26 protein-coding genes are annotated in these 26759 nt (G+C 48.7%); 24 read left to right on the plus strand and 2 right to left on the minus strand.

Annotated elements, in window-relative coordinates; all coding sequences use genetic code 11:
• Positions 1–180 precede the first annotated feature (180 nt).
• From glgA to ACLTOQ_RS09030, 4 genes are all read left to right on the plus strand, one after another.
• Complete coding sequence (gene glgA / locus ACLTOQ_RS09015) at positions 181–1629, plus strand: glycogen synthase GlgA (protein WP_021914757.1); 1449 nt, start codon at positions 181–183, stop codon at positions 1627–1629.
• A 108-nt stretch (positions 1630–1737) separates the two neighbouring features.
• Positions 1738–2820 (plus strand): RsiV family protein, encoded by a 1083-nt coding sequence (locus tag ACLTOQ_RS09020; protein ID WP_412319294.1) that lies wholly within the window; start codon positions 1738–1740, stop codon positions 2818–2820.
• 178 nt (positions 2821–2998) lie between these two features.
• Positions 2999–3181 carry a hypothetical protein gene (locus ACLTOQ_RS09025; RefSeq protein ID WP_021914755.1) on the plus strand — a complete coding sequence of 61 codons (183 nt, stop codon included), beginning with the start codon at positions 2999–3001 and terminating at the stop codon, positions 3179–3181.
• Positions 3182–3201: 20 nt separating this feature from the next.
• A complete protein-coding gene (locus ACLTOQ_RS09030; RefSeq protein WP_021914754.1) occupies positions 3202–3459 on the plus strand; it encodes a spore coat protein in 258 nt (85 codons plus the stop codon).
• Between the two features lie 103 nt (positions 3460–3562).
• Here the strand turns inward: ACLTOQ_RS09030 and ACLTOQ_RS09035 are convergent, their stop codons facing one another.
• Positions 3563–5302, minus strand: coding sequence for an NFACT family protein (locus tag ACLTOQ_RS09035; RefSeq protein WP_412319295.1), 1740 nt, complete (start codon positions 5300–5302; stop codon positions 3563–3565).
• Between the two features lie 337 nt (positions 5303–5639).
• Here ACLTOQ_RS09035 and ACLTOQ_RS09040 point away from each other — a divergent pair, with 337 nt between their 5' ends.
• The 15 genes from ACLTOQ_RS09040 to ACLTOQ_RS09110 all read left to right on the plus strand — a co-directional run bounded on the left by ACLTOQ_RS09040 (position 5640) and on the right by ACLTOQ_RS09110 (position 19735).
• Entirely contained in the window at positions 5640–6494 is an 855-nt protein-coding gene (locus ACLTOQ_RS09040) for a MurR/RpiR family transcriptional regulator (RefSeq protein WP_337561373.1), read from the plus strand.
• Between the two features lie 12 nt (positions 6495–6506).
• A complete protein-coding gene (gene murQ, locus ACLTOQ_RS09045; protein ID WP_337561371.1) occupies positions 6507–7430 on the plus strand; it encodes an N-acetylmuramic acid 6-phosphate etherase in 924 nt (307 codons plus the stop codon).
• Positions 7427–8353, plus strand: coding sequence for an ABC transporter permease (locus ACLTOQ_RS09050; protein WP_308728398.1), 927 nt, complete (start codon positions 7427–7429; stop codon positions 8351–8353). Before murQ ends, ACLTOQ_RS09050 begins: the two co-directional genes overlap by 4 nt.
• A gap of 13 nt (positions 8354–8366) precedes the next feature.
• On the plus strand, positions 8367–9254 hold the full coding sequence (locus tag ACLTOQ_RS09055) for a carbohydrate ABC transporter permease (protein ID WP_308728397.1): 888 nt from the start codon (positions 8367–8369) through the stop codon (positions 9252–9254).
• 31 nt (positions 9255–9285) lie between these two features.
• Positions 9286–10887, plus strand: coding sequence for an extracellular solute-binding protein (locus ACLTOQ_RS09060; RefSeq protein WP_308728396.1), 1602 nt, complete (start codon positions 9286–9288; stop codon positions 10885–10887).
• 21 nt (positions 10888–10908) lie between these two features.
• Positions 10909–12063: a DUF1343 domain-containing protein gene (locus tag ACLTOQ_RS09065; protein ID WP_308728395.1), complete on the plus strand. Its 1155-nt coding sequence runs from the start codon at positions 10909–10911 to the stop codon at positions 12061–12063.
• A gap of 85 nt (positions 12064–12148) precedes the next feature.
• A complete protein-coding gene (locus tag ACLTOQ_RS09070; RefSeq protein WP_308728394.1) occupies positions 12149–13030 on the plus strand; it encodes a sugar phosphate isomerase/epimerase family protein in 882 nt (293 codons plus the stop codon).
• A 236-nt stretch (positions 13031–13266) separates the two neighbouring features.
• A complete protein-coding gene (locus ACLTOQ_RS09075) occupies positions 13267–14145 on the plus strand; it encodes a YicC/YloC family endoribonuclease (RefSeq protein ID WP_117959483.1) in 879 nt (292 codons plus the stop codon).
• A gap of 14 nt (positions 14146–14159) precedes the next feature.
• Positions 14160–14444, plus strand: coding sequence for a DUF370 domain-containing protein (locus ACLTOQ_RS09080; RefSeq protein ID WP_021914751.1), 285 nt, complete (start codon positions 14160–14162; stop codon positions 14442–14444).
• Entirely contained in the window at positions 14434–15069 is a 636-nt protein-coding gene (gmk, locus tag ACLTOQ_RS09085) for a guanylate kinase (RefSeq protein WP_308728392.1), read from the plus strand. The genes ACLTOQ_RS09080 and gmk overlap by 11 nt, the downstream gene beginning before the upstream one ends.
• 1 nt (position 15070) lies before the next feature.
• Positions 15071–15316 carry a DNA-directed RNA polymerase subunit omega gene (gene rpoZ / locus ACLTOQ_RS09090; protein WP_021914749.1) on the plus strand — a complete coding sequence of 82 codons (246 nt, stop codon included), beginning with the start codon at positions 15071–15073 and terminating at the stop codon, positions 15314–15316.
• Positions 15317–15338: 22 nt separating this feature from the next.
• Complete coding sequence (rimO, locus tag ACLTOQ_RS09095) at positions 15339–16676, plus strand: 30S ribosomal protein S12 methylthiotransferase RimO (protein WP_412319296.1); 1338 nt, start codon at positions 15339–15341, stop codon at positions 16674–16676.
• Positions 16660–17196 (plus strand): CDP-diacylglycerol--glycerol-3-phosphate 3-phosphatidyltransferase, encoded by a 537-nt coding sequence (gene pgsA / locus ACLTOQ_RS09100; protein WP_021914747.1) that lies wholly within the window; start codon positions 16660–16662, stop codon positions 17194–17196. The genes rimO and pgsA overlap by 17 nt, the downstream gene beginning before the upstream one ends.
• A 316-nt stretch (positions 17197–17512) precedes the next feature.
• Positions 17513–18766: a competence/damage-inducible protein A gene (locus ACLTOQ_RS09105; protein ID WP_412319297.1), complete on the plus strand. Its 1254-nt coding sequence runs from the start codon at positions 17513–17515 to the stop codon at positions 18764–18766.
• A gap of 6 nt (positions 18767–18772) precedes the next feature.
• The gene (locus tag ACLTOQ_RS09110) at positions 18773–19735 is read left to right on the plus strand and encodes a hypothetical protein (protein WP_412319298.1); all 963 of its coding nucleotides are present in this window, start codon (positions 18773–18775) and stop codon (positions 19733–19735) included.
• Between the two features lie 58 nt (positions 19736–19793).
• Here the strand turns inward: ACLTOQ_RS09110 and ACLTOQ_RS09115 are convergent, their stop codons facing one another.
• Entirely contained in the window at positions 19794–20552 is a 759-nt protein-coding gene (locus ACLTOQ_RS09115) for an SDR family oxidoreductase (protein WP_349173652.1), read from the minus strand.
• A gap of 266 nt (positions 20553–20818) precedes the next feature.
• Here ACLTOQ_RS09115 and recA point away from each other — a divergent pair, with 266 nt between their 5' ends.
• The 5 genes from recA to ACLTOQ_RS09140 all read left to right on the plus strand — a co-directional run bounded on the left by recA (position 20819) and on the right by ACLTOQ_RS09140 (position 26647).
• Complete coding sequence (recA, locus tag ACLTOQ_RS09120) at positions 20819–21919, plus strand: recombinase RecA (RefSeq protein ID WP_021914743.1); 1101 nt, start codon at positions 20819–20821, stop codon at positions 21917–21919.
• A gap of 7 nt (positions 21920–21926) precedes the next feature.
• Positions 21927–22547 carry a regulatory protein RecX gene (locus ACLTOQ_RS09125; RefSeq protein WP_412319299.1) on the plus strand — a complete coding sequence of 207 codons (621 nt, stop codon included), beginning with the start codon at positions 21927–21929 and terminating at the stop codon, positions 22545–22547.
• 163 nt (positions 22548–22710) lie between these two features.
• Positions 22711–24258 (plus strand): ribonuclease Y, encoded by a 1548-nt coding sequence (gene rny / locus ACLTOQ_RS09130; protein ID WP_117959660.1) that lies wholly within the window; start codon positions 22711–22713, stop codon positions 24256–24258.
• Between the two features lie 132 nt (positions 24259–24390).
• Entirely contained in the window at positions 24391–25953 is a 1563-nt protein-coding gene (locus ACLTOQ_RS09135; protein ID WP_412319300.1) for a clostripain-related cysteine peptidase, read from the plus strand.
• A 37-nt stretch (positions 25954–25990) separates the two neighbouring features.
• The gene (locus ACLTOQ_RS09140; protein WP_412319301.1) at positions 25991–26647 is read left to right on the plus strand and encodes a hypothetical protein; all 657 of its coding nucleotides are present in this window, start codon (positions 25991–25993) and stop codon (positions 26645–26647) included.
• Positions 26648–26759 lie beyond the last annotated feature (112 nt).

Here is a 26759-nt window from a genome sequence, read left to right on the forward strand (position 1 = left end):
AGATGGTTGCCGAAGCAACCGCGCCTCGGCGCGAGAATGTGCCAAGGCACATTCTATTTTACCGTATAGGTTCTTTACATTTCCCACAAATGCCCCTTTAACAAAAGGCAGGAATGATGTATAATGAATATAATAAACGGGGTTTATTCCGAGGATTATAATCAAGTGGGAGGATGTATCATGAAAAACATTTTGTTCATCGCATCAGAAGGTGTGCCATTTATCAAGACAGGCGGACTGGCAGATGTGGTTGGATCACTGCCGAAGGGCATTGATAAGGAATATTATGATGTGAGGGTTATCCTGCCCAAGTATAACTGCATGCATCAGGATAAGAAGGATATGCTCCATTACAGAGATCACTTCTACATGGAATTTAACTGGAAAAACGAATATGTCGGCATTCTGGAAGCAGAATACGATGGGATTAAATATTATTTTATTGATAACGAATATTATTTTAACGGTTTTAAGCCGTACTGTGACAACGCTTTATTTGAAATTGAAAAGTTTGCATTTTTCTCAAAAGCTGCGCTGTCGATTCTGCCGGTGATCGGTTTCAGACCGGATTTGATTCACTGTCATGACTGGCAAACTGGTCTGATTCCGGTATATCTGCATGAACGCTTTGCAGGCGGTGAGTTTTATCGGGGTATCAAGACAGTTATGACGATCCATAACCTGAAATTCCAGGGCAAGTGGAGTATCAAGGAGGTTCAGAGCATTACCGGATTGCCGGATTACTATTTTGCACCGGATAAGCTGGAAGCATACAAGGATGCAAACCTGTTAAAAGGCGGTCTGGTATATGCGGATGCGATTACAACCGTAAGCCCGACCTATGCAGAAGAGATCAAGACACCGTTTTATGGCGAAGGCTTGGACGGATTGCTCCGTGCACGTTCGAATGACCTGCGTGGTATTTTGAATGGTATCGACTATGATGCGTTCAATCCGGAGACGGATCCTTACATCACGAACCGTTATAATGCAGTGAACTTCCGAAAAGAGAAGATTAAGAATAAACGTGCCCTGCAGGCGGATATGGGGCTGGAGCAGAATGACAAGACGATGCTAATCGGTATCGTATCCAGACTGACTGACCAGAAGGGCTTCGATCTGATTGCATACATGATGGATGAGCTGTGTCAGGATAATGTCCAGATTATTGTACTCGGTACCGGTGAAGAACGTTATGAAAACATGTTTCGCCATTTTGCATGGAAATATAACGGCAAGGTTTCCGCACAGATTTATTATTCCGAAGAGCTGTCCCATCGGATTTATGCGGCAAGCGATGCATTTTTGATGCCATCGCTGTTTGAGCCCTGCGGTTTAAGCCAGCTGATGAGCTTGCGTTACGGAACTGTTCCGATTGTCCGCGAGACCGGCGGTTTAAAAGATACCGTATGGCCTTACAACGAATTCGAAGGAACCGGAACCGGATTCTCCTTTACGAATTATAACGCCCATGAAATGCTCGCAACGATTCGTTATGCAGAACAGATCTACTATGATAAGAAGCGCGAGTGGAATAAGATCATCGACCGTGCGATGGCAGCGGACTTCTCCTGGAATGTTTCCGCACAGAAATATCAGGAGATGTATGACTGGCTGATCGGACGTTGAATAAAATTAGAATGAAATAGGAAAGCTGCAGGCTGAAAGGTCTGCAGTTTTTTTGTATAAAACTTTCGCGGTGCGGGCATTCTGTGAAAAAAGGAAAGGCAGAATGCGATGATAAAACGGCAAAGGGCGATTTTGTCCGCGACTGCGTGTCTGTGTCTGCTCCTCGGGCTTGGAATCGGACTGAATGGCTGCGGTCAAAAAGGCGATCTGAGTGAAAAAGAAGAAAACTCTGTGGAAAGCCAGATGGGAGAGGTGCAGCAGGGCGTAGAACAAAATACAGACAATGCAAAACAGTTTCATGGAAATTTGGGCAATTCTGAAACGGGAGAATGGGCACGCACATCGGAACAGGTGCACGCATCAGATCAGAATTTGCAAAACGGCGGACAGGGCAGAAATGGACAGCTGCAAACGTCTGAATGGCAGCGTGCATCGACATGGATTGGAAGCGGGAGCGTGGCAGAATCCGGGCGTGTGACAGAAAATGTGCGCGCGACAGAATCCGGGCGGTCGGGAAGCCTGCTTGGGGGTGGAAGCGGCAGCGTAACGTATCAGGTAAAAACGGTGCAGGAAAATTTTCATGCGGAAGATGGGACGGTGCTGTATCAGCTGCAGCTGTCGTGGCCGTATTTTGCCGGGAAGGCGGGCGGAGTCCTGCAGGTCAATCGTTTTTTCGAGGACTGGAAAAATGAAAAGCTGCGCATTTATGAAGCGGATGGGGATTCCATCCGACAAGCCGCGTTGGAAATCTATCGGGAGAGCAAAGACAGCGGATGGACGGGCAGTTGGACAGAGCGCTATCGCGTCAGTCGGGTGTGCACGAAAGGGCAGTATGTGAGCGTTTTGCTGGATTCTGATTTAAAGGAAGGAAACTTGAAAAAAATCCCGCACCGGGAAAGCTATGTGCTTGATCTCGAAAGCGGGCAGCAGGTGACGCTGGAAAAATTGTTGGGAAAATCCAGAGAGGAATGTTATCAGCTGCTGCAGGAGGCGTATCGGGACAAACTGCGCGAAAATCCGGGCGTTTATTATGCGGATGCGGAAGAAAAAATTGCAGCGTTGAATCCGGAGAAAATTGGCTGGTATTTTACGGAAACAGCGATCGTCTGCTATCTGGAGCCGTACACAATTGCCCTGCCGGAAGAGGGCTATGTGGAGGCAGAGCTGCCGATCGAGGATGATCGTGAATAAAATTCTGTGGTTCGGAAATACTCATCAGGAAAACCGTGTGGTTTTCAAGCAAAAATGTCTGTAGAAACGGAGGCAGAAGATTGAAAAATAAAATTTTTCAATCGCGAGATTTGTGTCTGCGCGCACTTGGCACAAACTCGACATGCGCAAAAAGCGTGCGCAGAAATGAGAGGAAAATATGAACTTATCGGAACTGGAACTGCAGAATTTACGTCACCTGATCGGCGGATACGATACGACGCACTGCAAGATGCAGGAATATGCGGAGTGCGCACAGGATGCGAAAGTGAAACAGTTTTTCGAAAAAGGCGCGAAGTCTGCGATGGAGAACAAGCAGGCGTTGATGGATTTCCTGCGCTGAGCAGGGGCAAGGAGAGGAATATGTTTGAGGATAAGACGATGGTAGCGGACACGCTGGCAGGAATCAACGGAGAGCTGATGCGGTTTGGCGAGATGATTCCGCAGACAGAAAATAAAGAGTTAAAAACAACCCTGAAACAGTTTCGGGCTGCGTGCGAGCAGTCTCAGGAAGAGCTGTATCAGATCGCACGGGAAAAATCCTATTATGTTCCTGCAGCTGAGGCAACGCAGAAGGAGATCGAGCATGTGCGGAACCTGTTTTCCAAAAGCAGCCTGTAGGCAGAAGCAGCGGCGGGATAATCCGCCGCTGTTTTTTGTTCTCGTATAGGAAACTTCGTTTCCATACGAGAAAAATGCTCGTAGAGCGTGCATTCTATTGTTTTTAGTCCTCCACCATCCGGATGCCGGAAATATCCGTCGAAATCACCATAGAGTAGTTCGTGTGGTAAATAACGAATCCAGGCTTTGCACCGGCCACCTTTTTGACCTGTTTTTTCTCTACATAATCGACTTCGATTTTTTCCTGATCGCGTCCGGTGGAGTAGTGGGCGGCAAGACGTGCGGCTTCTTCAAAGGTTGCGTCCGGAAGCTCTTTTCCGCCGGTTTTTACGATGACATGAGAACCCGGTCTGCCCTTTGCATGGAACCACCAGTCGTTGCCGACAGCAAACTTAAAGGTCAGTTCCTCATTCTGCAGGTTGTTCTTACCGACATACATGGAAAAACCATCGCTGCTGATATAGTGGAACGGACGGCTTGTGATTTTTACCTTTTTGGAACCGCCTTTTCGGCGGATATAGCCGCTTTCGATCAGCTCTTCCTTGATCTGAACAAGGTCTTCCTCAGCACGTGCGATGTCGAGGGCGTTCGCAACGGATTCCAGATGCTCGATTTCATCATGCACCTCTTTGGTCAGGGCACTCAACGCCTCATTGGTACGTTTCAGTTTATTATATTTTTCAAAATATTTCTTCGCATTTTCTCCGGCAGTCAGCTGCGGATCGAGGGGGATTGTGACAGGTTCGCCGTTGTAGTAATTGACCGCCTCGAGGGATTTGTCACCGGGCTGTGCACTGTAACCGTAGGTATTTAATAACTCGCCCCAGATGCAGTATTTGTCGCGTTTTTCGGTGTCTTTAAGCTGCTTTAACTGGAGGTCGTATTTTTTGACATTGCGCTCGAGGGCGGTGGATACGATTCTGCGCAGGTCAGAAGAACGCTGACGGATGCGGGTGATTTTGTTTTTCTCCGCATAATAATCTTCCAGAAGCGACGAAATTTCCGCATAGTCTTTGCGGTTGGATTCCGGATAGGAGGTCAGCTTCAGCGCGGCATATTCTGCAGGCACGTCGTTTTCATAGACGATACAGGGAGAAAACTGTCCGTTTTTCACCTGGGTGATGATCTCAGAAAATGCGTTCCAGAGAGATTCTTTATCGGCATCTGTACATGCAGCGGTAGAAAGTGCGGCATGCCCGCCGGCACGGAAGCAGATTTCGTGTGAAATTGCGGGAGAGAGTCCGGTGAAAGTCGTATAAAGCGCCTTGAAACAGTCGCAGGGCTTTAAAAAGACCTGTTCCATAAAAAGGGCGCGGTCTGCAGTGAGCGGGTCGAATTTTTCCTGTGTGTGAGGGATGAACCACGGCTTGCCGGGCAGAACCTCGCGGACAGAGCTGACCAGACCGGAAATGTGCTTGATACTATCCAGTATTTTGTTGTCCTCATCGCAGAAGATGATGTTGCTGTGCTTTCCCATGATTTCGACGATCAGCTTTTTGCGGCGCAGATCACCCAGCTCATCCAGGTGTTCCAGTTCAAAAATGACGATTCGTTCCAGACCAGGCTGGGAAATGGAGACGATACGCGCATTCTGGACATGCTTTCGAAGCAGCATACAGAAATTCGGCGCGGTCATGGGGCTTGGTTTATTGTCGCGCGTCAGATAGATGAGCGGCAGGGAAGCGCTTGCAGAGAGACAGAGACGCTGCTGACCGTTTTTGCCTTTAATCGTGCAGAGCAGCTCGTCAGGTTCAGGCTGGGCGATTTTGGACAGCCGACCGTCTATGAGATTGTCCTGTAAATCTTTTACAATATTTGCAATGGTAATGCCATCAAATGCCATGAAAATTCCTCTTTTCTTTCGGTCCGGGACCGGTAATGCGTCAAGTCTGCGCAGGGAGAGCTGACAATATCTGCACAGACACTGTTATCAGTATAACAGAACGGGCAGCGAATGAAAAGGGGCGGCTGTCAAACCAGAAAGTCATGAATGAACGGATAAAAAATTGTATATTTTACATAAAATTTGCAATAACTTTCTTAGGAATGCAGATAAAATGTCAAAAAATGAAACAAAATTTCATAATGAAGCAGATAAATTGACAAAAATGTTTGACAAAGTATAATGAAGCTATAAGGAGAGAAAACAAAAAGAAAAGCGCACGGAAGTGGGGAACTACATGAAGAATGTACTGATCCGGATTCAGGAATATAAGGGAACCGCGAGTGAGACGGAAAAAGGGATTATCGCATGGATTACAGAGCATCCGCAGGAGGCGAGCGAATGTAGTATCCAGGGGTTGGCACAGGAGACCTTTTCTTCGCCTGCGACGATCATTCGGTTCTGTCACAAGATGGGGTTTAAAGGATTTAAGGAATTTCAGAAATCGCTGTTATATGAACTGGCGATCCGCAAGGAAACCGACCGGAAACGTTTTGAAGATATCAAAGAAGAGGACAGTCTGGAAGAAATTGTGGATAAGGTGACCTATAAAACGATCAGCTCTCTGGAAAATACGCGAAAGCTGATCGATATGCAGGTGCTGGAAAAATGTGTGAATCTCTTGATCGAAAGCAGCGCAGTTTACTTATATGGTCTTGGGTCATCGCTGTTGGTAGCGCGGGATGCGTATTTAAAATGGCTTCGAATCAATAAAGAATGTTTCATCTGCGATGATGTGCATGCGCAGTATTTACAGGCGATGAACATGAAAAAGGGCAGCGTGGCGATGATTATCAGTTATTCTGGTATGACGCAGGAAATGATCACCTGTGCGGAAATCATCCGGGACAAGGGACTGCCGATTATCCTGATTTCCAGGCTGGATGATTCCCCACTTACAAGGCTGGCGGATTATAATCTATGTGTCGCTTCTACGGAAGTTTTGATTCGACACGGCGCGATGTCATCGAGAATTTCACAGTTGAATATGATTGATATTTTATATACCGCATACATCCGGCATAACTTCGAAGAAAACATGCAGCAGTTGAAGCGGACACATATCCGAAAGCAGGAATCGCCGGAAAGCTAGAAGGGAGGACGAATGGAGCAGCGTTATGAACAGCTTGAAACTGAAAAAAGAAATGAGCGGACGGAACACATTGATGAATGCACAACCTTGGAAATTCTGGAACTGATCAATGTAGAGGACGGAAAAGTTGCCAAAGCAGTAGAAAAAGCGCTGCCGCAGATTGTGGACGCCGTAGAGGTGATTTGCAGCCGCTTCGAAAAGGGAGGACATCTGATTTACATCGGGGCGGGAACCTCCGGACGGCTGGGCATTTTGGATGCAGCAGAATGTATTCCGACCTTTGGGGTTTCGCCGGAGATCGTACAGGGCTATATCGCAGGCGGTGACCGAGCGCTGCGGACACCTGTGGAGGGCTGCGAGGATGACGGTTCTCTCGGCAGGAGGATTATCATAGAACATCAGATCGGCGCAAACGATACCGTCGTCGGGATCAGCGCGAGCGGAAGTGCCAGATTTGTGATCGAAGCCCTTCAGGAAGCCAAAGACAGAAACGCCGCGACGGTGGCGGTGGTCAATGCGAGTAACAGCCCGTTGGCCGCGGAAGCGGATGTGTCGATCGAAGTGATTACAGGACCGGAGGTTATCAGCGGTTCGACGAGAATGAAAGCCGGAACAGCGCAGAAACTGGTGCTAAATATGCTGTCAACCGCATCCATGATCAAGATGGGCAAGGTATACGGAAACCTGATGGTCGATTTAAAAGCGACCAATCGTAAGCTTCGGGCGAGGGCAAGACGGATCTTCTGTGCGGTGACCGGAGAAAACGAAACGGAAGCGGAACGGTTTCTCGATCTGGCTGAGGGCGATACCAAGCTGGCGATTTTGATGGCGGTGTCGGGTTATGACAGACAGGCTGCACAGAGCGCGCTGGATGGCTGTAACGGCTTCCTGGGAAAGGCGCTGCAGGCGATCCATAAAGAGAGGGAATGCGAATGAAGAAAAAGAGATCGTGGAAACAGCTGAAAAAAGACATCTACCGGGCAAGAGCGATCTATCTGATGATTTTGCCGGTCGTTGTGTGGTTTCTGCTGTTTCAGTACTGGCCGATGACGTGGCTGTCCATTTCCTTTTTTGATTACAATTTATATCTCGGGTTTGTAGGGAGTAAATTTGTCGGATTTCAGAACTTTATCAAGTTTTTCACAGGGATGGATTTCTGGAGACTGATGCGAAATGTACTGTTGCTGAACTTTTACGCATTGCTGGTAGGCTTCCCGGCACCAATTATTTTCGCACTGTTTCTGAATGAAATGCGGTCGGCAAAGGTGAAAAAAGTCATCCAGACAGTCAGCTTCCTGCCGTATTTTATCTCGATGGTCGCGTTTGTGTCGTTGGTGACGGAATTTTTGTCCCCGTCCACCGGACTTTCGGCGGATATTCTGAAATTCTTCGGAAAAGAACCGATTTATTTCTTGGGAGATGCGAAATATTTCCGGACAATCATGGTATTTTCCGGCATCTGGCAGACGATGGGGTACAGCGCAATTGTATATCTGTCGGCGTTGACGGCTGTGGATGTGAATCTGTATGAGGCGGCGATGGTGGACGGAGCGAACCGTTGGAACCGGCTGATTCATATCACGATTCCATGTATTATGCCGACAATTGTGGTGATGTTCATTTTACGAATCGGTTCCCTGATCAATGCCAATTTCGAGAAAATTTATCTGTTCCAGAATTCGGCAAACCTGGAGGTTTCCGAGGTCATCCAGACTTGGGTTTATAAACGGGGCATGGTGAAATATGATTACAGCATGGGAACGACGGCAGGGTTGTTTAACGGAATTGTTGCACTGATCCTTGTCGTGATGGCGAACCGGTTGAGCAAACGCTATTCCGATTCGGCGGGAATCTGGTAAAGGAGGATGTAAGATGCTGCACAGCAAAATGACAAAAATGGATTACGTAATAGAAGCTGTTCTGATCGTCATCGGCGCAATTGTCTGTATCTGCATTCTGTACCCGATCCTGAATATTCTGGCGATTTCCATCAGCGCGGACGGACCGGTGCTGCGGCATGATGTCAGGCTGATTCCGCAGGGATTTACGCTAAAAGCCTATAAAGATATTCTGAAGAATGAGAGTATTTTGCGGGCATTTGGAAATTCCATTTTTATCACAGGTGTAGGCGTGGTCTGCAGCCTTGCGGCTACTTATCTTGCAGCGTATCCGATCGCCTGCTGCGAATTTCCGGGAAAGAAAATTTATAATGTTTTTGTCCTGATTCCGATGTGGTTTCAGGGCGGCATGGTTCCTTCCTATCTGTGTGTGCAGAAGCTGGGACTAATCAACAGCTACTGGGCACTGATACTGACGGCGTTGATTTCTTCCTATCATGTGCTGATCTTGACGAGTTTTCTTCGGGGCATTCCGAGAGAACTGTTGGAATCGGCGAGGATGGACGGAGCCGGGGAGTTTCGAGTCATGTTGCAGGTAGTTGCACCTCTGGCAAAGGCGTCGTTTGCGACGATCGGTCTGTGGGTAATTGCGGGACACTGGAACGCGTACTTTGGCCCGTTATTATATATCACTAAATCAGAACGCTTTACGCTACAGCAGGTACTGAGGGAAATCGTACTGGAAGCAAATGCGGCGCAGATGGATCTCGGAACAGCGAGAGGCGGACAGGTTTCTGTCAATATCGCAGATCAGATCCGGTACGGTGTTTTGATCGTTTCTATGGTACCGATGATGGTTATTTATCCATTCGTCCAGAAATATTTTGTAAAAGGTGTTACGCTGGGCGCAGTCAAAGGATAAACACACAATTTTCTATGACAGGAGGATGAGTATGAGGAAAAAGACAGTGGCAAGAATGATGAGCGCGGTTATAACAGGCAGCATGATAATTTCTCTGGCAGCCTGCGGCAGCAGTTCTGCACCGACAGCAGAAAGCGCACCGGTAGAAAGTGTTGCAGCTTCGACAGAAGCCGAAACGACTGAAGAAACTACAAATACGGAACCGTTGGAATTTTCCTATTACGGTCCGATCTGGAAGCCGTATCAGGAATCTACACCGATTTTTGACGAGCTGATGAAACGCACGAATACGACGATCGACTTCGAATGGGTCAGCAACGATGCGTTAGAGACACAGCTTGCGTCCAAGGTTGCATCCGGCGATCTGCCCGACGTCATCAGCGGCGGTACTTCTGCAGCACCCGGCATACAGGATCTGATCAAACAGGGCGTTATTGTACCGATCACGGATTATTTGGAAAAGGATATGCCCAATTATGTGCGCTTCCTGGAGGGTAACGATTATCTGACGCTGACCAACTATGAAGACGGCGAAATTTATGGCTTCGGTCTTGTCATGGATGTTCCGCCCGCATTCAGTACTGCAATCCGTACAGACTGGTTGGAAAAACTGAATCTGGAAATGCCGAAGACTTGGGAGGATTGGGTAACGGTATGGAAAGCCTTTGCAAAAGAGGATGCAAACGGCAACGGTGACCCAAACGATGAAGTGCCGTTTGCAGTTTCCCATCAGTTCTTTAAATTCGTGCTGAATATGTTTGGCATGCAGTCAAACGGTGAGTTCTCCGTGGTAGACGGAGAGTATTTGTACGATCCGGAAAATCCAAATTATGAAAAATTCCTAGACAGCATGAGAGAGCTGTATGCGGAAGGAATTTTACCGAAAGAATTTGTAACGCTGGAAGGCGCGGACTTTAATACTTTGGGCGCAAGCAACACGCTCGGTTCCTATGTAGGATATGCGGAATATTCGAAAAACTACACTATTTCCTGCCGCGAGCTGGATGAAGACGCATTTTATCAGTGCGTGATTCCAATTCCTGGACCGGACGGCGCGCAGAATATCCCGGCGCGTGCAAAGGTTTCTTCCACGACCTATATCACCGTAAAGGCGCTGCAGGAAGGCAAGTTGGAACGGATTTTACAGTTCTTCGATTATGTATACAGCGACGAGGGCATTGAGCTGACCAATTATGGTATTGAGGGCACAAACTTTGAAATGGTTGATAACAAGCCTACTCTGGTTCCTCCTTACAACGAGAGCTTTGCAGTTGCAAGAGAAAACGGTCTGATACCGAGTACGATCCCATTCTGCTTTACAGAAGATGTTTACATGCAGATTCTGATGGGCGGCGTGACCTATGACGAACTGGAAGATTCCGGTCAGACCTTTATCGACGGTATGACAATCAACGAGCCTTATTATTATGACGAGCCCCCTGTAATTCAGACGGAAGCCTATGCGGATCATTTCGATCTTTTAGAGCAGCAGGTAGCGCTACGCGACAAATACATCATGGGGCAGATTAGCAAGGACGATTATAACAGCGGTTATGAAAAACTCAAACAGGGTGGATTAAACAATGTGATCGAACAGAGTAAGGAAGCTTATCAGAAAATTAGCGCACAGTAAAGATACATAAAAGAGGTGCTTATGCGGACAGTATTGGGACTTGACAGAATCGGGGAATATGATCGGCTGTTTACTGGAAAACGGATCGGACTAATTACGAATTATTCCGGTGTGGACAGTAGCTGGAACTTAAATATCGATCTGTTCCTGAAAAAAGGATATCAGCTGGTGAAGCTTTTTACCCCGGAGCACGGACTGTTCGGCAGTGGAGCTGGGGAGGCGGTAGCAAATGCCGCCTTCCCCGGCAGCAATATCCCGATTATCTCTCTTTTTGGGGAAAAGGATAAGCAGCGTCCGTCAAAGGAAGAACTGGAAGGTATCGACCTTCTGATATATGACATTCAGGACGTCGGGCTTCGGTATTATACCTATATTTATACGATGACCTATTGTATGGAAGCGGCAGCAGAGCTTGGAATCCAATTTATCGTGCTAGATCGTCCTAACCCGCTCGGCAACCGGATTATAGCGGGTGGTGTGATTGAACCGGACTGCGCCTCCTTTATCGGGGATTACGGACTGCCGATGCGTTACGGGATGACACCGGGGGAGGTTGGAAATTATTTTATCGCATATCGAAATCTGTCGCTGGATTATATGGTAATTAAACTGAAGGAATACGGCAGGGACATGCTGTTTCCCCAAACCAGACAGCCGTGGAATGTACCGTCTCCAGCGCTCCCGGATTTTACCTGCACGATCTGCTATTCCGGCGGATGTGCGGTCGGCGCATCCAATATCAGCGAGGGCAGGGGAACGCCGCATCCGTTTCTGACTTATGGCGCACCTTATATCGATATGGATGAATTTTACGAAGCGCTTTTACCGTGGGTGGATCGCGAGAAGCTGCTGATCCGCAAAAAGGCATTCACGCCGTCGGAACGCAAATATATCGGAGAAATCTGTTACGGAATTGAGTTGATGCCATTGTGCGATACCTATGATTTTATTCCGCTGTCGATGCGAATATTAAAAGCTGCAGCTGACCTGTATCCTAACGATTTTGAACTTGTAAAAGCGGCGGACGGTCAGATGCATATCAGCCGTGTGACCGGAAGCCATGAGATGGAACGCGTCTTGGAGGGCAAAAAGGATCTGGACAGCCTTCTGACGGAATGGGACGCTCAGAGCAAGGTATTTGCGGAAGCGACAGAGCAGTATCGAATCTATCGTTAAAACTGTTAGAATTGGCGGGAAGTATCACGGATGATAAAGTGATATGGCAGGACACTCAAGGGAGTGTCAATGGAGGATACAGATCATGAAATTATCGACGACGATCAACTTTTTTACCTATGAGGATGACGGCAGCTATTCTGCCTATTATTATGATCTTGAACACTATGCGAAGCTGGGATTTTCCTATCTGGACTCAATTTTTTGCTCAGCGGACGCACCTTTTTCACCACTTTGGACCAATCACTACGAGGACTGGGCGTATAAAATCCGGAAAAAGGCGGACGAACTGGGAATCACCTTTGTACAGACACATGTACCGTTTTACAATTTCTGCGATCCGAAAAAGGGCGTGAACGAGAATACAGAAGAAATTGTACGCCGTTCCATTGTCTGTACGAATATTCTCGGTGCGCACTGGACGGTATCGCATCCCGGAACGGCATATGCGGACAGTTTGATCGTAGACGGCTCGAAAAAGCAGAATCTGGAATATTTTTCCAGAAATCTGGAATTTGCAAAGAAGAATGACGTCGGAATTTGCATTGAGAACATGGCAGATTTTCCGGGACAGGGCTTTAAGCGGAGCTACTGCGCGACGGTGGAAGAGCTGGCAGACCTTGTGGATACGCTGCACAAAACCTATGATAATGTCGGAATCTGCTGGGATTTCGGACATGCCAATCTGGTCTATTCCAATCAGGTTCCGTGCCTGAACTATCTCGGAAGTCGAATCAAAGTGACGCATGTACATGACAACATGGGACTGGAGGATGAGCATCGCGCTCCGTTTCTGGGAAATGTCAAATGGGACAAAATTATGCCCGCACTGGCGCACTGTGGCTATGAGGGCAATTTCAGCTTTGAGGTAAAACGTCTTGCGGCGGACGTGCCGGAGCACATCAAGGATGCGTACTGGAAGTATATGAAGACGACGGGGGAATATCTGCTGTCGATGGCAAAATAAGGTTTGTGAATAAAAAGAAAAACGAAAGGGGACGAATCGGGCGGTTCGTTCTCTTTTTTTAGTAATAGGATGATTGTACATTCTATTGTATGGCTGGAAAAGTTACAGACATAAAGCCGTCAAAGCGTTCACCCCAACAGAAATCCTTGACGGAATCCAGGTCGGCGATTATAATAAAATGGATTATGGGAATTCCAATGTTGCCGGCAAAATGCGCCGGTCGGATGGGAGAACAGATGATAAAGAGTATGACGGGATTTGGCAGATGTGAGATCTGCGAGGATAACCGCAAATTTACAGTGGAGATGAAATCGGTCAATCACCGGTATCTGGACGTGAATTTAAAGATGCCAAAGAAGCTGAATTTCTTCGAAGCTGCGATCCGCAATCTTTTGAAAGAGTACATCCAGCGAGGCAAGGTGGATGTTTTTATCACCTACGAGGATCTCGGGCAGGAGAAGGTCAGCATTCGTTATAATAAGGATGTGGCTGCGAAGTATCTGGATTATTTAAGACAGATGTCGGCGGATTTCGGACTGGAAGACGACACGAAGCTGTCTTCCCTTGCGCGGTTTCCGGAAGTATTTTCGATGGAAGAGGAAGAACCGGACGAAGAGGGAATCTGGAAGACGTTAGAAAAGGCGCTGCGCTCGGCGGCAGAGGGCTTTGTCACTGCGAGAGTGCGCGAGGGGGAGGCGTTAAAGACCGATCTGTGCGCAAAGCTCGACGAGATGAAAGGCTATGTGGATTTTATCGAAGAGCGTTCTCCGCAGATTGTTTCGGAATACCGTCAGAAACTGACCCAGCGGGTACAGGAGCTGCTCGGCGACGTCAAGGCAGACGAGAGCCGCCTGCTGACAGAAGTTACGGTTTATGCAGACAAAATCTGTGTGGATGAAGAGATTGTGCGCCTGCAGAGTCATATTTCTGCAATGAAAAAATCTCTGACAGATGGTGGAAGCATCGGCAGAAAGCTGGATTTTCTGGCACAGGAAATGAACCGCGAAGCAAACACGATCCTGTCCAAAACGACCGATCTGGAGCTGTCCAACTGCGGAATCGAGTTAAAGACGCTGATCGAAAAGGTACGCGAGCAGATTCAGAATATCGAGTAAAGGCGGAAACAGGATTGAGCCAGTTTATACATATCGGTTTTGGCAATATTGTCAATACGGATAAAATCATTGCAGTGGTCAGCCCGGATTCGGCACCGGTCAAGCGTCTCGTACAAAAGGCGAGGGAGACCGGAAATGCAGTGGATGCCACCCAGGGCAGACGAACGAAGGCGGTTCTTGTGATGGAAAACAGTCAGTTGATTTTGTCGGCGCTGCTGCCGGAGACGATTGCGGCGAGGGCTCAGCTGCCGCAGGATACGCAGCCGTCTGCAGAGGAGGAAAAACAGGATGAATCATAGAGGATTGCTGGTCGTAGTGTCCGGCTTTTCCGGCGTCGGAAAGGGTACGCTGGTCAAAAAGCTCGTGACAGAATGTGACAATTATGCACTTTCCGTATCCATGACGACAAGAAAGCCGAGAGAGGGAGAAATCGACGGCGTTTCTTATTTTTTCGTGGATCACGATACGTTTGAACAGACGATTGCACAGGATGGACTTGTGGAATACGCAAGCTATGTGGGCAATTATTATGGCACGCCGAAGGCATGGGTCGAAGAGCAGCGCAACAGCGGCAAGGACGTTGTGCTCGAAATCGAAGTGCAGGGCGCACTGAAAGTAAAGGAAAAGTTTCCGGACGCAGTGCTGATTTTTGTGCTGCCCCCGTCTGCAAAGGAGCTAAAGCGCCGACTGGAGGGCCGCGGAACGGAAACACAGGACGTGGTTTTAAAGCGTCTTTCCCGCGCAGAGGAAGAATCTGCGTTTGTAGAGCAGTATGATTATATTGTAGTCAATGACGATCTGGGAGCGTGCATGGAGGCGGTCAACGGGATTGTCCGTGCAGAGCATCAGCGCCCGAATCTGAATTTGGAGCATATTACAAACTTAAAGGAAGAGCTGAACGCTCTCGTGAAAGGAGAAAATTAACATGTTACATCCTTCTTATTCTGATCTGATGAAAGTCGTAAACAGCGAGGTAGAACCCGGCGAAGAGAAGATTGTAAACAGCCGTTATTCCATCGTAATGGCAACAGCAAAAAGAGCAAGACAGATCATAGGCGGACATGAGCCGATGGTAAAGGTAAAGCCCGGCGAGAAGCCGCTTTCCATCGCTGTAGATGAGCTCAATCAGGGCAAGATCAAGATCCTCGGCGAGGAAGAGGAAGAAGATTAAATCTCCTGGAAAGGAACAACATATGCAGATTTTATTTGTATCCCTGGGTTGTGATAAGAACCTGGTGGACACGGAAATGATGCTCGGTCAGCTGGCGGAAAAGGGCTATACCTTTACCGATGATGAGGCGGAAGCGGACATTGCGGTTGTCAACAGCTGCTGTTTTATCGGCGACGCCAAGGAAGAGAGCATCAACACGATTCTGCAGCTTGCAGAATTGAAAACGGAAGGACAGTTAAAGGCGCTGATCGTCTGCGGCTGTCTGGCACAGCGTTACAAAGATGAAATTCAGACGGAAATTCCGGAGGTGGATGCGATCATCGGCACGACGGCGATTGATATGATCGTAGAAACTGTCGATTCCGTCCTGGCAGGAAAAAGCGAGAATCATCTCGAAGATATCGACCGCGCCTGCGTTTACGGGGTTCCGAGAAGTGTTACGACAGGCGGACATTTTGCGTATCTGAAAATCGCAGAGGGCTGTAATAAGAGATGCACCTACTGCGTTATTCCCTCTGTGCGCGGTAATTACCGATCGATTCCGATGGAGTCCCTCGTGCGCGAGGCAAAAAAGCTGGTGGAAAACGGTGCGAAGGAGCTGATTTTAGTCGCACAGGAGACGACCGTTTACGGCATCGACCTTTACGGGGAAAAGATGCTGCCGGAGCTCCTGCGCAAGCTTTGCACGATCGAAGGGCTTGTCTGGATTCGCCTGCTTTACTGTTATCCGGAAGAAATTACAAAAGAGCTGATTCAGGTCATGAAGGAGCAGCCGAAAGTCTGTCACTACCTGGATATGCCGATTCAGCATGCATCCGATAAAATTCTTGCGAAAATGGGACGCAAAACCCGAAAAGAAGAGCTGGAAGGGATTATTGCAAAGCTTCGGGAAGAAATCCCGGACATCTGTCTGCGTACAACATTGATTTCAGGTTTCCCCGGAGAAACGGAAAAAGACCATGAAGAGCTGTTGGATTTTGTCAATCGGATGGAATTCGACCGCCTTGGTGTTTTCCCATATTCTCAGGAAGAAAATACGCCCGCCGCAGAGATGCCGGATCAGGTGGAGGAATCCGTGAAGCTGGAGCGTCAGGCGGAAATCATGGAGCTGCAGCAGGATATCGCGTTTGACAAGGACGAATCCATGATCGGACGCTCGCTGCTTGCGATGATCGAGGGCAAGGTGGCGGACGAAAACGCTTATGTGGCGAGAACCTACCGCGATGCGCCCAATGTGGACGGATATCTGTTTATCAACACTTCCAGAGAACTGATGACGGGAGATTTTGTACAGGCAAGAGTTACAGGCGCTTATGAATACGATCTGATAGGAGAATTGGAAGATGAATTTACCAAATAAACTGACGATGGCGAGAGTCATCATGATTCCGTTTTTTGTTATTTTTATGCTGACTGGATGGGGTGGAGAGGCCTCTAAATGGATCAGCCTTGCAATTTTTATTGTGGCAAGTCTGACGGATCTGCTGGACGGTCACATCGCAAGGAAGCATAACCTGGTTACCAACTTCGGTAAATTTATGGATCCGCTGGCAGATAAGCTGCTGGTGTGTTCTGCAATGATCTGTCTGGTGGAAATGGGACGGATTCCCGCATGGATCGTTATCGTGATCATCAGCCGTGAATTTATCATCAGCGGCTTCCGCCTGATCGCTTCTGACAACGGACGCGTGATTGCAGCAAGCTACTGGGGCAAGTTCAAAACGACGTTCCAGATGGTTATGATCTGTCTGATGATTGCCAATATCGAAGCGCTGTCCGTATTGACCACGATTGTAATGTGGGTGGCGCTGGTGCTGACAGTGGTATCTCTGGTAGATTATCTGATGAAAAACAAAGACGTGCTCAAAGACCAGCACTGATCAGGATAAAAGTTCTGCTTTGCCGTAATGTGGCTTTTGCAGAGTACTTTTATGAATTTTAGGAAAAGACAGGCGCGCTGCGCATGACGCTTTTTTATGACAATAGAATGCTCGCAGAGCGTGCATTCATTGTTTGCGCATGTGCCGCGCGCCTGAGCTGTTATATGGAAAAACGGAAAATACAGCGCAGGATTTCCGAAAACGCAGACAGGAGGAAGATTGAAAAATAAAATTTTTCAATCACGAGATTTGTGTCTGCGCGCACTTGACACAAACTCGACATGAGCAAAAAACGTGCGCAGAAATGAGGAAAATTATGACAGTAGAATTGATTTCAGTCGGAACAGAGATTTTACTGGGAAATATCGTAAATACGAACGCGGCGTGGCTGTCGGAGCAGTGTGCGCGGCTGGGGCTTTCCTGCTATTATCAGAGTGTAGTCGGCGACAACGCGGTGCGCTTAAAGGAGCAGATACAGCAGGCGCTGAACCGTTCGGATATCGTTATTTTGACAGGCGGACTGGGACCTACGACGGATGACCTGACCAAAGAGACTGCAGCGCAGCTGATGGGGAAAGGTCTGGTGATGGATATGCACAGCCTGGAACGCGTCGAGGCATATTTTAAGGCGCGCAGGATCGAAATGACCGAAAATAACAAAAAACAGGCGCTCTGCCCGGAGGGAGCGATGGTGCTCGACAACGATAACGGTACAGCACCGGGACTGATTCTGGAAGAAAACGGAAAGCGTATGATTTTATTGCCCGGTCCTCCGAACGAGTTGCATCCGCTGTTTGAGCAGCAGGTAAAACCGTATTTACAGAAGCTCAGTCCGGAAATTTTCTATTCCCGCACAGTAAAGCTGTGTGGAATCGGCGAGAGCAAGGCTGCAGCGATGATTCAGGATATGATCGATGCGCAGACGAATCCGACGATCGCGCCCTATGCCAAAACCGGCGAGGTACATCTGCGTGTGACTGCCCGTGCAAAAGATGAGCAGGAGGGCAAAAAGCTGGTGAAGCCAGTTATACGCGAGCTGAAAAAACGCTTCGGTGAAATGGTTTACACGACAAAGGAAGAGCGGACGCTGGAAGAAGCGGTTGTGAAGCTGCTAAAGAAAAATAAGATGAGCATTACCTGTGCGGAATCCTGCACCGGAGGCCTTCTGGCTGGCAGAATTGTCAATGTGGCGGGAGCATCCTCCGTGTTCCAGACCGGTTATGTGACCTACGCGAATCAGGCGAAACGACGGCTCCTTGGCGTAAAAAAGAGCACGTTAAGGGAATTCGGTGCGGTCAGCACGCAGACGGCAAAGGAGATGGCCTCCGGCGCGCTTGCGGCGGCGAAGGCAGACGTCGCGGTATCGATCACCGGAATCGCAGGGCCAGACGGAGGAACGGCACGCAAGCCAGTCGGACTGGTTTATATCAGCTGCAGCGTGCAGGGACATACGATCGCGCAGGAATATCGATTTTCCGGAAACCGTGAAAAAATTCGCGACAATGCGGTATCCGCAGCGCTGACGCTGACGCGGCGCTGTATTTTGGAGAATTGTTCGAAAAAGGAGTGATCGAGGATGAAGAAGCACCAGAATCACCGTTATTTTACGGCTGTCTGCATCGCCTCGGCAATCTTTGCAGTTCTGCTATGCCTCGCCCTGTTCCTGATTGTAACGGGTGACCGCTCGGAGCTTGAACGTGTGGAGGCACAGGCGGCAGTCTTTCTGGAACAGATGGAGCAGGCGGCGGACTCTGCAAGGCAGAGCGCTCTTGCAGATGCACAGGACAATTTTGAAAATTCGATGCCGGGGATGCCAGATGCTTCGTCAGGCATACAGCCTGGTCCGGCGGACTCTGCCTCCGGCAAATCCACGGATGAAACCTATGTTCCGTCTGCGGACGATGAGTATTATGAAAAAATCACGGATGCGATTCGCGATGACCTCCCTTACGGCGTGGAGTGGCAGGAGTGTGATTTGAGCCGCAAGCAGGAGGATGCGTCGTTTTATGCGTTGTATCCGAAGCTGACCGGTGAGATCAGGAATCGGGATTATTTGAATGAAATCATCGAAAAGCAGGCGCTTCTTTATAAAAATTACTGTCAGATGTACGTCGAACAGGCGGGCTTTGATTCCTGTCACATCCAGTGCTTTGGCTATGTCACGAACATGGACAGCGAGCATCTGAGTGTTGTGTTCGATCAGAAGTTTTATCTGAATAACCAGAGCATGCCGGGACTGTCTGCGATCAATATCGATGTGGAGACAGGGACAATCCTGAAAAAAGAACAACAGTTTAACTATTCGACGCGACTGGCAGAACGATTCCGCAAACAGTGCCAAAAACAGAACGGTCTGGAACTGTCAGAAAACGAGTGGCCGACGGAGATGCTCCGGAAGCTTCTTTCCTCGGATGGAGGTATTTTCTTCTATACGCCGGTCGGCCTGGAAATCGGGTTTAACTATAATGGCGTGAACAATCAGTTTGGATGGATGACGGCGACGATAAAGGACTACGAGGAATATCTGAAAAAAATGTAAAACAGCAGGGGAGCGCCGATTCCGTTATGGAGCGTGGGCGATCCCCTGCGTTGAAGATTTATAGCATTGCGCCGAAATCGGTCACGATCACCTGTCCCGTGATGGCGCGGGATTCGTCACTTGCGAAGAAAAGGATCACGTTGGCAACATCCTCTGCGGTGCAGGACGGTGTCTTTAAATTGCTGTGAGCAGCCATTGCGCCGATCATATCCGGGTCGAGCACGGCAGGATCAGTTCCGGTCGTCATCGGTGTGATGATATTCCCGGGGCAGATCGCATTGCAGCGGATGCCGGTCTGCTGGAAACGGAGCGCAGTGTGCTTGGTCACACCGATCACGGCAGCCTTGGAAGCGACATAAGCGGCCCCACCGCAGCCTTTTACGCCTGCTACGGAAGCGACGTTGACGATCGAAGCGCCCGACTGCATTCGTCTGGCAGCAGCACGCATACAGCGCATGGTTCCTTTCTGGTTTGTCTCAACAATGCGGTCGAGATCTTCATCCAAAAAGCGGTCGATTGGTTTTAAGCCGGTTTCCAGAATTCCGGCATTGTTGATGAGAATATCAATTTTACCGTATTTTTTCAGGACCAGCTCCATGAGCCGTTCGGGATCCTCCGGTTTGGAAATATCGGTGGAAACAGCAAAAGCTTCGCCGCCGGCGGCTTTAATTTCCTCGGCAACCTTCGTCAGGGCGGCCTCCCTGCGGGCGGTGATGACAACAACAGCCCCCTCTTTTGCAAACAATTTGGCGGTCGCTTCCCCGACACCGGAATTTCCGCCGGTGATGACAGCTACTTTTCCTTTCAAACGATCCATACAGTACCCTCCTTGTCTGTTTGATAATTTTATTATACTATTTTCAGACAGGGGAGGCAATCCTGAACTGTACCGCAAAAGATACCGGGGAAAGGCTGTTCAGACCGGTGTTTTTATGATATGCTGAAAAAACAGACTGCTATTCATACGAAGAATTTCTGGGGAAATGCATGCCGCGCATGAACCGTAACTTCTGTTATTGACAAAATCGAACAAATGTTTTATGATAATACCAGAACATCCGTTCTTGTGTAGAAGGAGACAGCATGGAAAGAGAAGAAAAATTAAAAGCGCTCGACGCAGCGATTGCAAAGCTTGAAAAAGAATATGGCAAGGGAGCAGTGATGAAGCTCGGTGACCCTGCCTCTCAGATGAATGTGGAGACGATCCCGACCGGTTCCCTGAGCCTGGATATTGCACTGGGACTGGGCGGAATCCCTAAGGGACGTGTTATCGAGATCTACGGACCGGAATCCAGTGGTAAGACGACAGTTACCCTGCATATGATCGCAGAAGTACAGAAAAACGGCGGAATCGCCGGATTTATCGACGCAGAGCATGCGCTCGACCCTGTTTATGCGAAGAATATCGGTGTAGATATCGATAACCTTTATATTTCCCAGCCGGACAATGGTGAACAGGCACTGGAAATCGCGGAGACGATGGTTCGCTCCGGCGCGATCGATATCGTTGTTGTGGACTCTGTTGCGGCTCTGGTACCTAAGGCGGAGATCGAGGGCGACATGGGCGACAGCCATGTAGGCTTGCAGGCGCGCTTGATGTCCCAGGCACTGAGAAAGCTGACCGGTGTCATCAGCAAATCCAACTGTACCGTGGTATTTATCAACCAGCTGCGTGAGAAGGTCGGCGTTATGTTCGGTAACCCTGAGACAACGACTGGCGGACGTGCGTTGAAATTCTACGCTTCGATCCGTATGGATGTGCGCAGAATCGAATCCTTAAAGCAGGGCGGTGAAGTGGTCGGCAACCGTACCCGTGTCAAAGTCGTTAAAAACAAGATTGCGCCTCCGTTCAAGGAAGCGGAATTCGATATCATGTTCGGAGAAGGTATTTCCGTTGTCGGGGATATCCTGGATCTGGCAGCGAACATCAACGTCGTGAACAAGAGCGGCGCATGGTATGCTTACGAGGGCAATAAGATCGGTCAGGGACGTGAGAATGCCAAAAGCTACTTAAAGGACCATCCGGACATCTGCGAGGAGATCGAGGAGAAGGTACGCGAGCATTACGGCCTGAAGAGAAAAACACCTGCAGACGCAGCAGCAAAGTCTGAGAAAGCTGCGACAGGCAAAGTAGAGAAGTCTGGTGCAGACGCAAAAGAACAGAGCCTGACAGAAAAGGAGTAAGACGTACATGACAGTGACCCGGATAGAAGAATTGTCCCGGTCCCGCTGCAAAATATATTTAGAGGACAGTTTCGCCTTTGTATTATACAAAGGCGAACTTCGTTTATACGGGGTGCGGGAACAGGAAGAGCTTTCAGAAGAATCCTATCGGGAGATTATGCAGGAGGTGCTGCCCAAACGGGCGACGCTGCGCTGTATGAATCTTTTGCAGAGCAGAGCGTATACGGAGAGCAAACTGCGCAGCAAATTAAAAGAGGGCGGTTATCCGCAGGAAAGCATCGACAGCGCGATCGCTTATGTAAAATCCTATCATTATGTGGATGATCTGCAGTTTGCAAAGGATTACATCGTTAATCAGGCGGGGAAAAAGAGCAGACGCGTGCTGGAACAGGATTTGATCGCAAGAGGCGTTTCGAGGGATGAAATAGAAGCAGCATTTGCAGAAGCGGCAGAAAAGGGGGATGGACCGGACGAACTTGCGCTCGCGCGGATGTGGCTTGCCAAAAAGCGTTACGATCCTGCGCAGGCAGACTTTGCAGAGAAACGAAAGGCGGCGGCTTTTCTGTATCGCAAGGGCATCAGTGCGGAAACCGTCAGAAAAGCCATGGAGCTGGCGGATGAACTGTAACTACCGGGGCACCGATTTGTGCAGAATGGCACGGAATTACTTGACATCTGTAGTGGAATTGTATAAAATTGAGATGTTGTAAAATTGTTTATAAGAATGGGAATGAACATTCTATAACTGATATTGCACAATGAAAATTAAATAAGGAGGTGCTCCTGGAATGATGGTGCCAATCGTTATAACAGCAATTGTTACCCTGCTGATTGCTGTTCCGGTTACCGCACTGATCGCCTCTGCGCAATGTAAAAAGGGAATTGAGCAGAAGATCGGCAATGCGGATGACAAAGCCAGAGAAATCATTGATGAAGCGTTAAAGACTGCAGAAGCGAAGAAACGGGAAGGACTGCTGGAGGTGAAGGAGGAATCCATTCGTACCAAGAACGAACTGGATCGCGAGATCAAGGAACGCAGAGCCGAGGTTACCCGGTACGAACGCCGCGTGCAGCAGAAGGAAGAGAACATCGACAAGAAGACCGATGCGATCGAGAAGAAAGAAGCTTATCTGGCGAAGCGGGAAGAGGAGATGCGGAAGCAGAAGGAAGAGATTTCCCGATTGAACGAGCAGCGTGTCCAGGAACTGGAAAGAATCTCTGGTTTGACCTCCGACCAGGCAAAGGAATATTTGCTGAAAATTGTTGAAGATGATGTGAAGCATGAATCGGCCAAGATGATCAAGGAAATGGAACATCGGGCCAAAGAGGAAGCTGACAAGAAAGCGAAAGAATATGTGGTCAATGCGATTCAGAAATGTGCTGCAGATCATGTATCCGAAGCGACGATTTCTGTCGTACAGCTTCCAAGCGATGAAATGAAGGGGCGTATCATCGGACGGGAAGGACGTAATATCCGTACCCTTGAAACCCTGACCGGCGTTGATCTGATTATCGACGACACACCGGAAGCAGTTGTGCTTTCCGGCTTCGATCCGATCCGCAGAGAGGTTGCGCGGATTGCACTGGAGAAGCTGATTGTAGATGGACGGATCCATCCTGCCAGAATTGAAGAGATGGTAGAAAAGGCACAGCGTGAAGTAGAGACAATGATTAAAGAAGAGGGCGAAGCCGCTGTACTGGAAGTCGGCGTACACGGTATTCATCCGGAACTTGTCAGACTGTTAGGTAAGATGAAATTCAGGACGAGCTACGGTCAGAACGCATTGAAGCATTCGATCGAGGTAGCACATCTGTCCGGTCTGCTTGCTGCAGAACTGGGACTGGATGTCCGTCTTGCAAAACGTGCAGGTCTGCTGCATGATATCGGTAAGGCAGTGGATCACGAAATGGAAGGCTCTCATATTCAGCTGGGCGCTGAGCTCTGTCGGAAATACAAAGAGTCCGCGACAGTCATCAATGCGGTGGAATCCCACCACGGCGATGTAGAGCCGACCTCTCTGATTGCCTGTATCGTACAGGCTGCTGATACAATTTCTGCAGCTCGTCCGGGTGCAAGAAGAGAGACGCTGGAAACCTATACCAGCAGACTGAAACAATTAGAAGACATTTCCAACAATTTCAAAGGTGTAGATAAATCCTTTGCCATTCAGGCGGGCAGAGAGGTTCGGGTTATGGTAGTTCCTGAGCAGATTTCCGATGCGGATATGGTACTCCTGGCACGGGATATTTCCAAGCAGATCGAAGCAGAGCTGGAATATCCGGGACAGATCAAGGTCAATGTGATCAGAGAGAGCCGCGTAACGGACTACGCAAAATAAGTAACGCTAAAAGGCGCGAAACCTATGTAAATATATTATTTACAAGGCTTCGCGTTTTTTTTATTATATTGATATAGGAGGATGCCAGGGGCAAAAGCCCCGACCTCATAGGATAAAAAAGGGTGATGTATTATGAAAAAACTGGGAAAGCTTCTCCGTAATCTATTGATTATCTGCGGCGTGCTGTTTATCATTGCTCTGTTTTTGCCGGATGAAGAAGAAATGCCTGCAGATCAGGAACAGACGAGCGTAGAGACGGCGGCAGGTGCAGAGCATGCGGCGGGTGCAGCGGAAAATTCCTTTCCGGAAGATATGGTAAAGGAGAAACAGACAGAGATAAAAGGCGATGGAAAGGACCAAGCGACCGTATTTGTCTATATGAATGGTTCGGATCTGGAATCGGAGGACGGAGAGGCAACGGAGGATCTTTGTGAGATGCTTGCGGCGAACATCAGCAGCCAGGTCAATGTCCTCGTGGAGACGATCGGCACAAAAAGCTGGTCAAAAAGGCTTGGAATTGCCTCCGATCACACGCAGCGTTATAAGGCGGAAGCCGGGAACCTGGTGCTTGTGGATGACAGCCTCGGACAGCTGGATTGTACATCGCCGGATACGCTTGCTGATTTTATTTCCTGGGGCGCAGAAAATTATCCGGCAAACCGTTATATCCTGATTTTCTGGGATCACGGTGCAGGACCGGTATACGGCTTTGGATATGACGAACACCAGTCGGAGGATTCGGTGCTTACGATCGATGAGATCCAGACGGCAATCCGCCAGAGCGGGATTTACTTTGATATCATCGGCATGGACAGCTGCATTATGTCTTCGTTAGAGCTTTGCTGTGCCATGTACAATTATTGCGATTACATGATTCTGTCGGAGGATTTTGAATCCGGCTACGGCTGGTCGTACACGGGATGGCTGAACGCCCTGTCGGACAACACCAGCATTTCCTCTGAGGAGCTTGGGAAAATCATCGTGGATGACATGATCGCAGATAATGAAGAAAACGGCGAGGGGGCTTCCACGCTGGCGCTGATCGACGAATCCTACATGAAGGTGCTCTATACCGCGTGGGCTGATTTTGCCTATGCAAACGAGCCTGCGCTGCTGGGGGAAAATTACAGTATGCACGTCCGGGGCGGCAGGCGCACTCATCCTATTTTGCGGGAAAAAGGGCTGTTTGATTTTCTGTTTGACGAGGATGGAGATTATTCCATGTCAGACTATTATATAACGGATATCATGGCAGTGGCGCAGAATATCGAATCCAAAGAGACAGAGGCATTGGCGGCTGCGGTAAACCTTTCCATCCGCTATTTTAATTGTACGGACGACGAGGTTGGAATGACAGGACTGTCCGTCACGCTGCCTTATGGGGATTCTGAGTTTTATGGATATCTCTATCCGGTTTTTACCGGCGTGGGGATGGACGCCGACTATGTCGGTTGGCTGGAAAAATTCGTTTATGCCGAGGGCTATAACGATTACTATGATTATGAATCCTGGTATGAGGACGACTGGGAAGGCTGGGACGACTATGAAGACGACTGGGATTGGATCGACTGGCTGTTCTTTGAGGATGACGACTATTGGGAGGATGACAGCTGGGACGAATGGGGAAGCGATCAGTCCTGGGCAGAGTTTGGAAACGGCAGGTCAGATTGCATGAGAAAGCAGATTGCATGCTAAAAGAATAAACAGTAAAAAATAAAAAGGAGGAGCTATCATGGGAATTTTTTCAAACATGGACAACAAAAAAGGGTATTGCGTGTTTTGTGGAAAGGAGCTGTCGGATGGAAAATGCACAGCCTGTGGGCGGGAAGCAAAAGAGGTGGTTTCACTTTCTTCTCTGAACTGGCAGAAGGTGCCGATGGAAGTGGCAGACGCCCTCGGGGAGCAGAAAAAACAGCTGTTCGGGAATCCTTTGTACACCGTAAAGGAAATGATCATAAACGGGGATCTTTTTATCGCAGATATTCATTTTGACGCGGTATATGAGGAAGAATTTGACCGTTCCGACGATGACGAAGGTAAGAGCGAGTATTCGTACTATGTACAGTTTTCTACCCCGGAGCTTGCCCCGTGCGACAGGGACTGCGAGACGTCGGCTGGTCAGTATGACAGGGTGGAGGAGCTGTTGAAAAACGGGCAGCACGAAGGAAAAATCCTGTGGGGACGAAAAAAGAAATCCAACTATTATTACGCATTTGCTCCAAAGAATGGGGATGTCACGGCGATGCTGGGAAAACGTCTGTTGGAAAACTTTATCTGTTACGGGGAGAGCACAGAAAAGCGTAAGCTGGCACCCAAGGGCGGTGTTGGAAATACCACCTATGATAAGGTATTCGACGCGATCTGGGACAATACGATCGGGAAGCTATGAAGGTTGATTTCTAAAATATCACGGCGTATAATCAAAGCATCAGGAAATCAGATGTAAAGGCTGATTTGCCCCGGTAGAAAGTATTTTAAGAAATGAGCATCTTGTACCTTGG

The organism is Gallintestinimicrobium sp., from assembly GCF_046968865.1.
Lineage (GTDB): Bacteria > Bacillota > Clostridia > Lachnospirales > Lachnospiraceae > Gallintestinimicrobium > Gallintestinimicrobium propionicum.

What these genes read in the sequence shown, in the direction of transcription:
- glgA (WP_021914757.1), top strand. Translation starts at nt 181, where the DNA reads ATGAAAAACATTTTGTTCATCGCATCAGAAGGTGTGCCATTTATCAAG.
- ACLTOQ_RS09020 (WP_412319294.1), top strand. Translation starts at nt 1,738, where the DNA reads ATGATAAAACGGCAAAGGGCGATTTTGTCCGCGACTGCGTGTCTGTGT.
- ACLTOQ_RS09025 (WP_021914755.1), top strand. Translation starts at nt 2,999, where the DNA reads ATGAACTTATCGGAACTGGAACTGCAGAATTTACGTCACCTGATCGGC.
- ACLTOQ_RS09030 (WP_021914754.1), top strand. Translation starts at nt 3,202, where the DNA reads ATGTTTGAGGATAAGACGATGGTAGCGGACACGCTGGCAGGAATCAAC.
- ACLTOQ_RS09035 (WP_412319295.1), bottom strand. Translation starts at nt 5,302, where the DNA reads ATGGCATTTGATGGCATTACCATTGCAAATATTGTAAAAGATTTACAG.
- ACLTOQ_RS09040 (WP_337561373.1), top strand. Translation starts at nt 5,640, where the DNA reads ATGAAGAATGTACTGATCCGGATTCAGGAATATAAGGGAACCGCGAGT.
- murQ (WP_337561371.1), top strand. Translation starts at nt 6,507, where the DNA reads ATGGAGCAGCGTTATGAACAGCTTGAAACTGAAAAAAGAAATGAGCGG.
- ACLTOQ_RS09050 (WP_308728398.1), top strand. Translation starts at nt 7,427, where the DNA reads ATGAAGAAAAAGAGATCGTGGAAACAGCTGAAAAAAGACATCTACCGG.
- ACLTOQ_RS09055 (WP_308728397.1), top strand. Translation starts at nt 8,367, where the DNA reads ATGCTGCACAGCAAAATGACAAAAATGGATTACGTAATAGAAGCTGTT.
- ACLTOQ_RS09060 (WP_308728396.1), top strand. Translation starts at nt 9,286, where the DNA reads ATGAGGAAAAAGACAGTGGCAAGAATGATGAGCGCGGTTATAACAGGC.
- ACLTOQ_RS09065 (WP_308728395.1), top strand. Translation starts at nt 10,909, where the DNA reads ATGCGGACAGTATTGGGACTTGACAGAATCGGGGAATATGATCGGCTG.
- ACLTOQ_RS09070 (WP_308728394.1), top strand. Translation starts at nt 12,149, where the DNA reads ATGAAATTATCGACGACGATCAACTTTTTTACCTATGAGGATGACGGC.
- ACLTOQ_RS09075 (WP_117959483.1), top strand. Translation starts at nt 13,267, where the DNA reads ATGATAAAGAGTATGACGGGATTTGGCAGATGTGAGATCTGCGAGGAT.
- gmk (WP_308728392.1), top strand. Translation starts at nt 14,434, where the DNA reads ATGAATCATAGAGGATTGCTGGTCGTAGTGTCCGGCTTTTCCGGCGTC.
- rpoZ (WP_021914749.1), top strand. Translation starts at nt 15,071, where the DNA reads ATGTTACATCCTTCTTATTCTGATCTGATGAAAGTCGTAAACAGCGAG.
- rimO (WP_412319296.1), top strand. Translation starts at nt 15,339, where the DNA reads ATGCAGATTTTATTTGTATCCCTGGGTTGTGATAAGAACCTGGTGGAC.
- pgsA (WP_021914747.1), top strand. Translation starts at nt 16,660, where the DNA reads ATGAATTTACCAAATAAACTGACGATGGCGAGAGTCATCATGATTCCG.
- ACLTOQ_RS09105 (WP_412319297.1), top strand. Translation starts at nt 17,513, where the DNA reads ATGACAGTAGAATTGATTTCAGTCGGAACAGAGATTTTACTGGGAAAT.
- ACLTOQ_RS09110 (WP_412319298.1), top strand. Translation starts at nt 18,773, where the DNA reads ATGAAGAAGCACCAGAATCACCGTTATTTTACGGCTGTCTGCATCGCC.
- ACLTOQ_RS09115 (WP_349173652.1), bottom strand. Translation starts at nt 20,552, where the DNA reads ATGGATCGTTTGAAAGGAAAAGTAGCTGTCATCACCGGCGGAAATTCC.
- recA (WP_021914743.1), top strand. Translation starts at nt 20,819, where the DNA reads ATGGAAAGAGAAGAAAAATTAAAAGCGCTCGACGCAGCGATTGCAAAG.
- ACLTOQ_RS09125 (WP_412319299.1), top strand. Translation starts at nt 21,927, where the DNA reads ATGACAGTGACCCGGATAGAAGAATTGTCCCGGTCCCGCTGCAAAATA.
- rny (WP_117959660.1), top strand. Translation starts at nt 22,711, where the DNA reads ATGGTGCCAATCGTTATAACAGCAATTGTTACCCTGCTGATTGCTGTT.
- ACLTOQ_RS09135 (WP_412319300.1), top strand. Translation starts at nt 24,391, where the DNA reads ATGAAAAAACTGGGAAAGCTTCTCCGTAATCTATTGATTATCTGCGGC.
- ACLTOQ_RS09140 (WP_412319301.1), top strand. Translation starts at nt 25,991, where the DNA reads ATGGGAATTTTTTCAAACATGGACAACAAAAAAGGGTATTGCGTGTTT.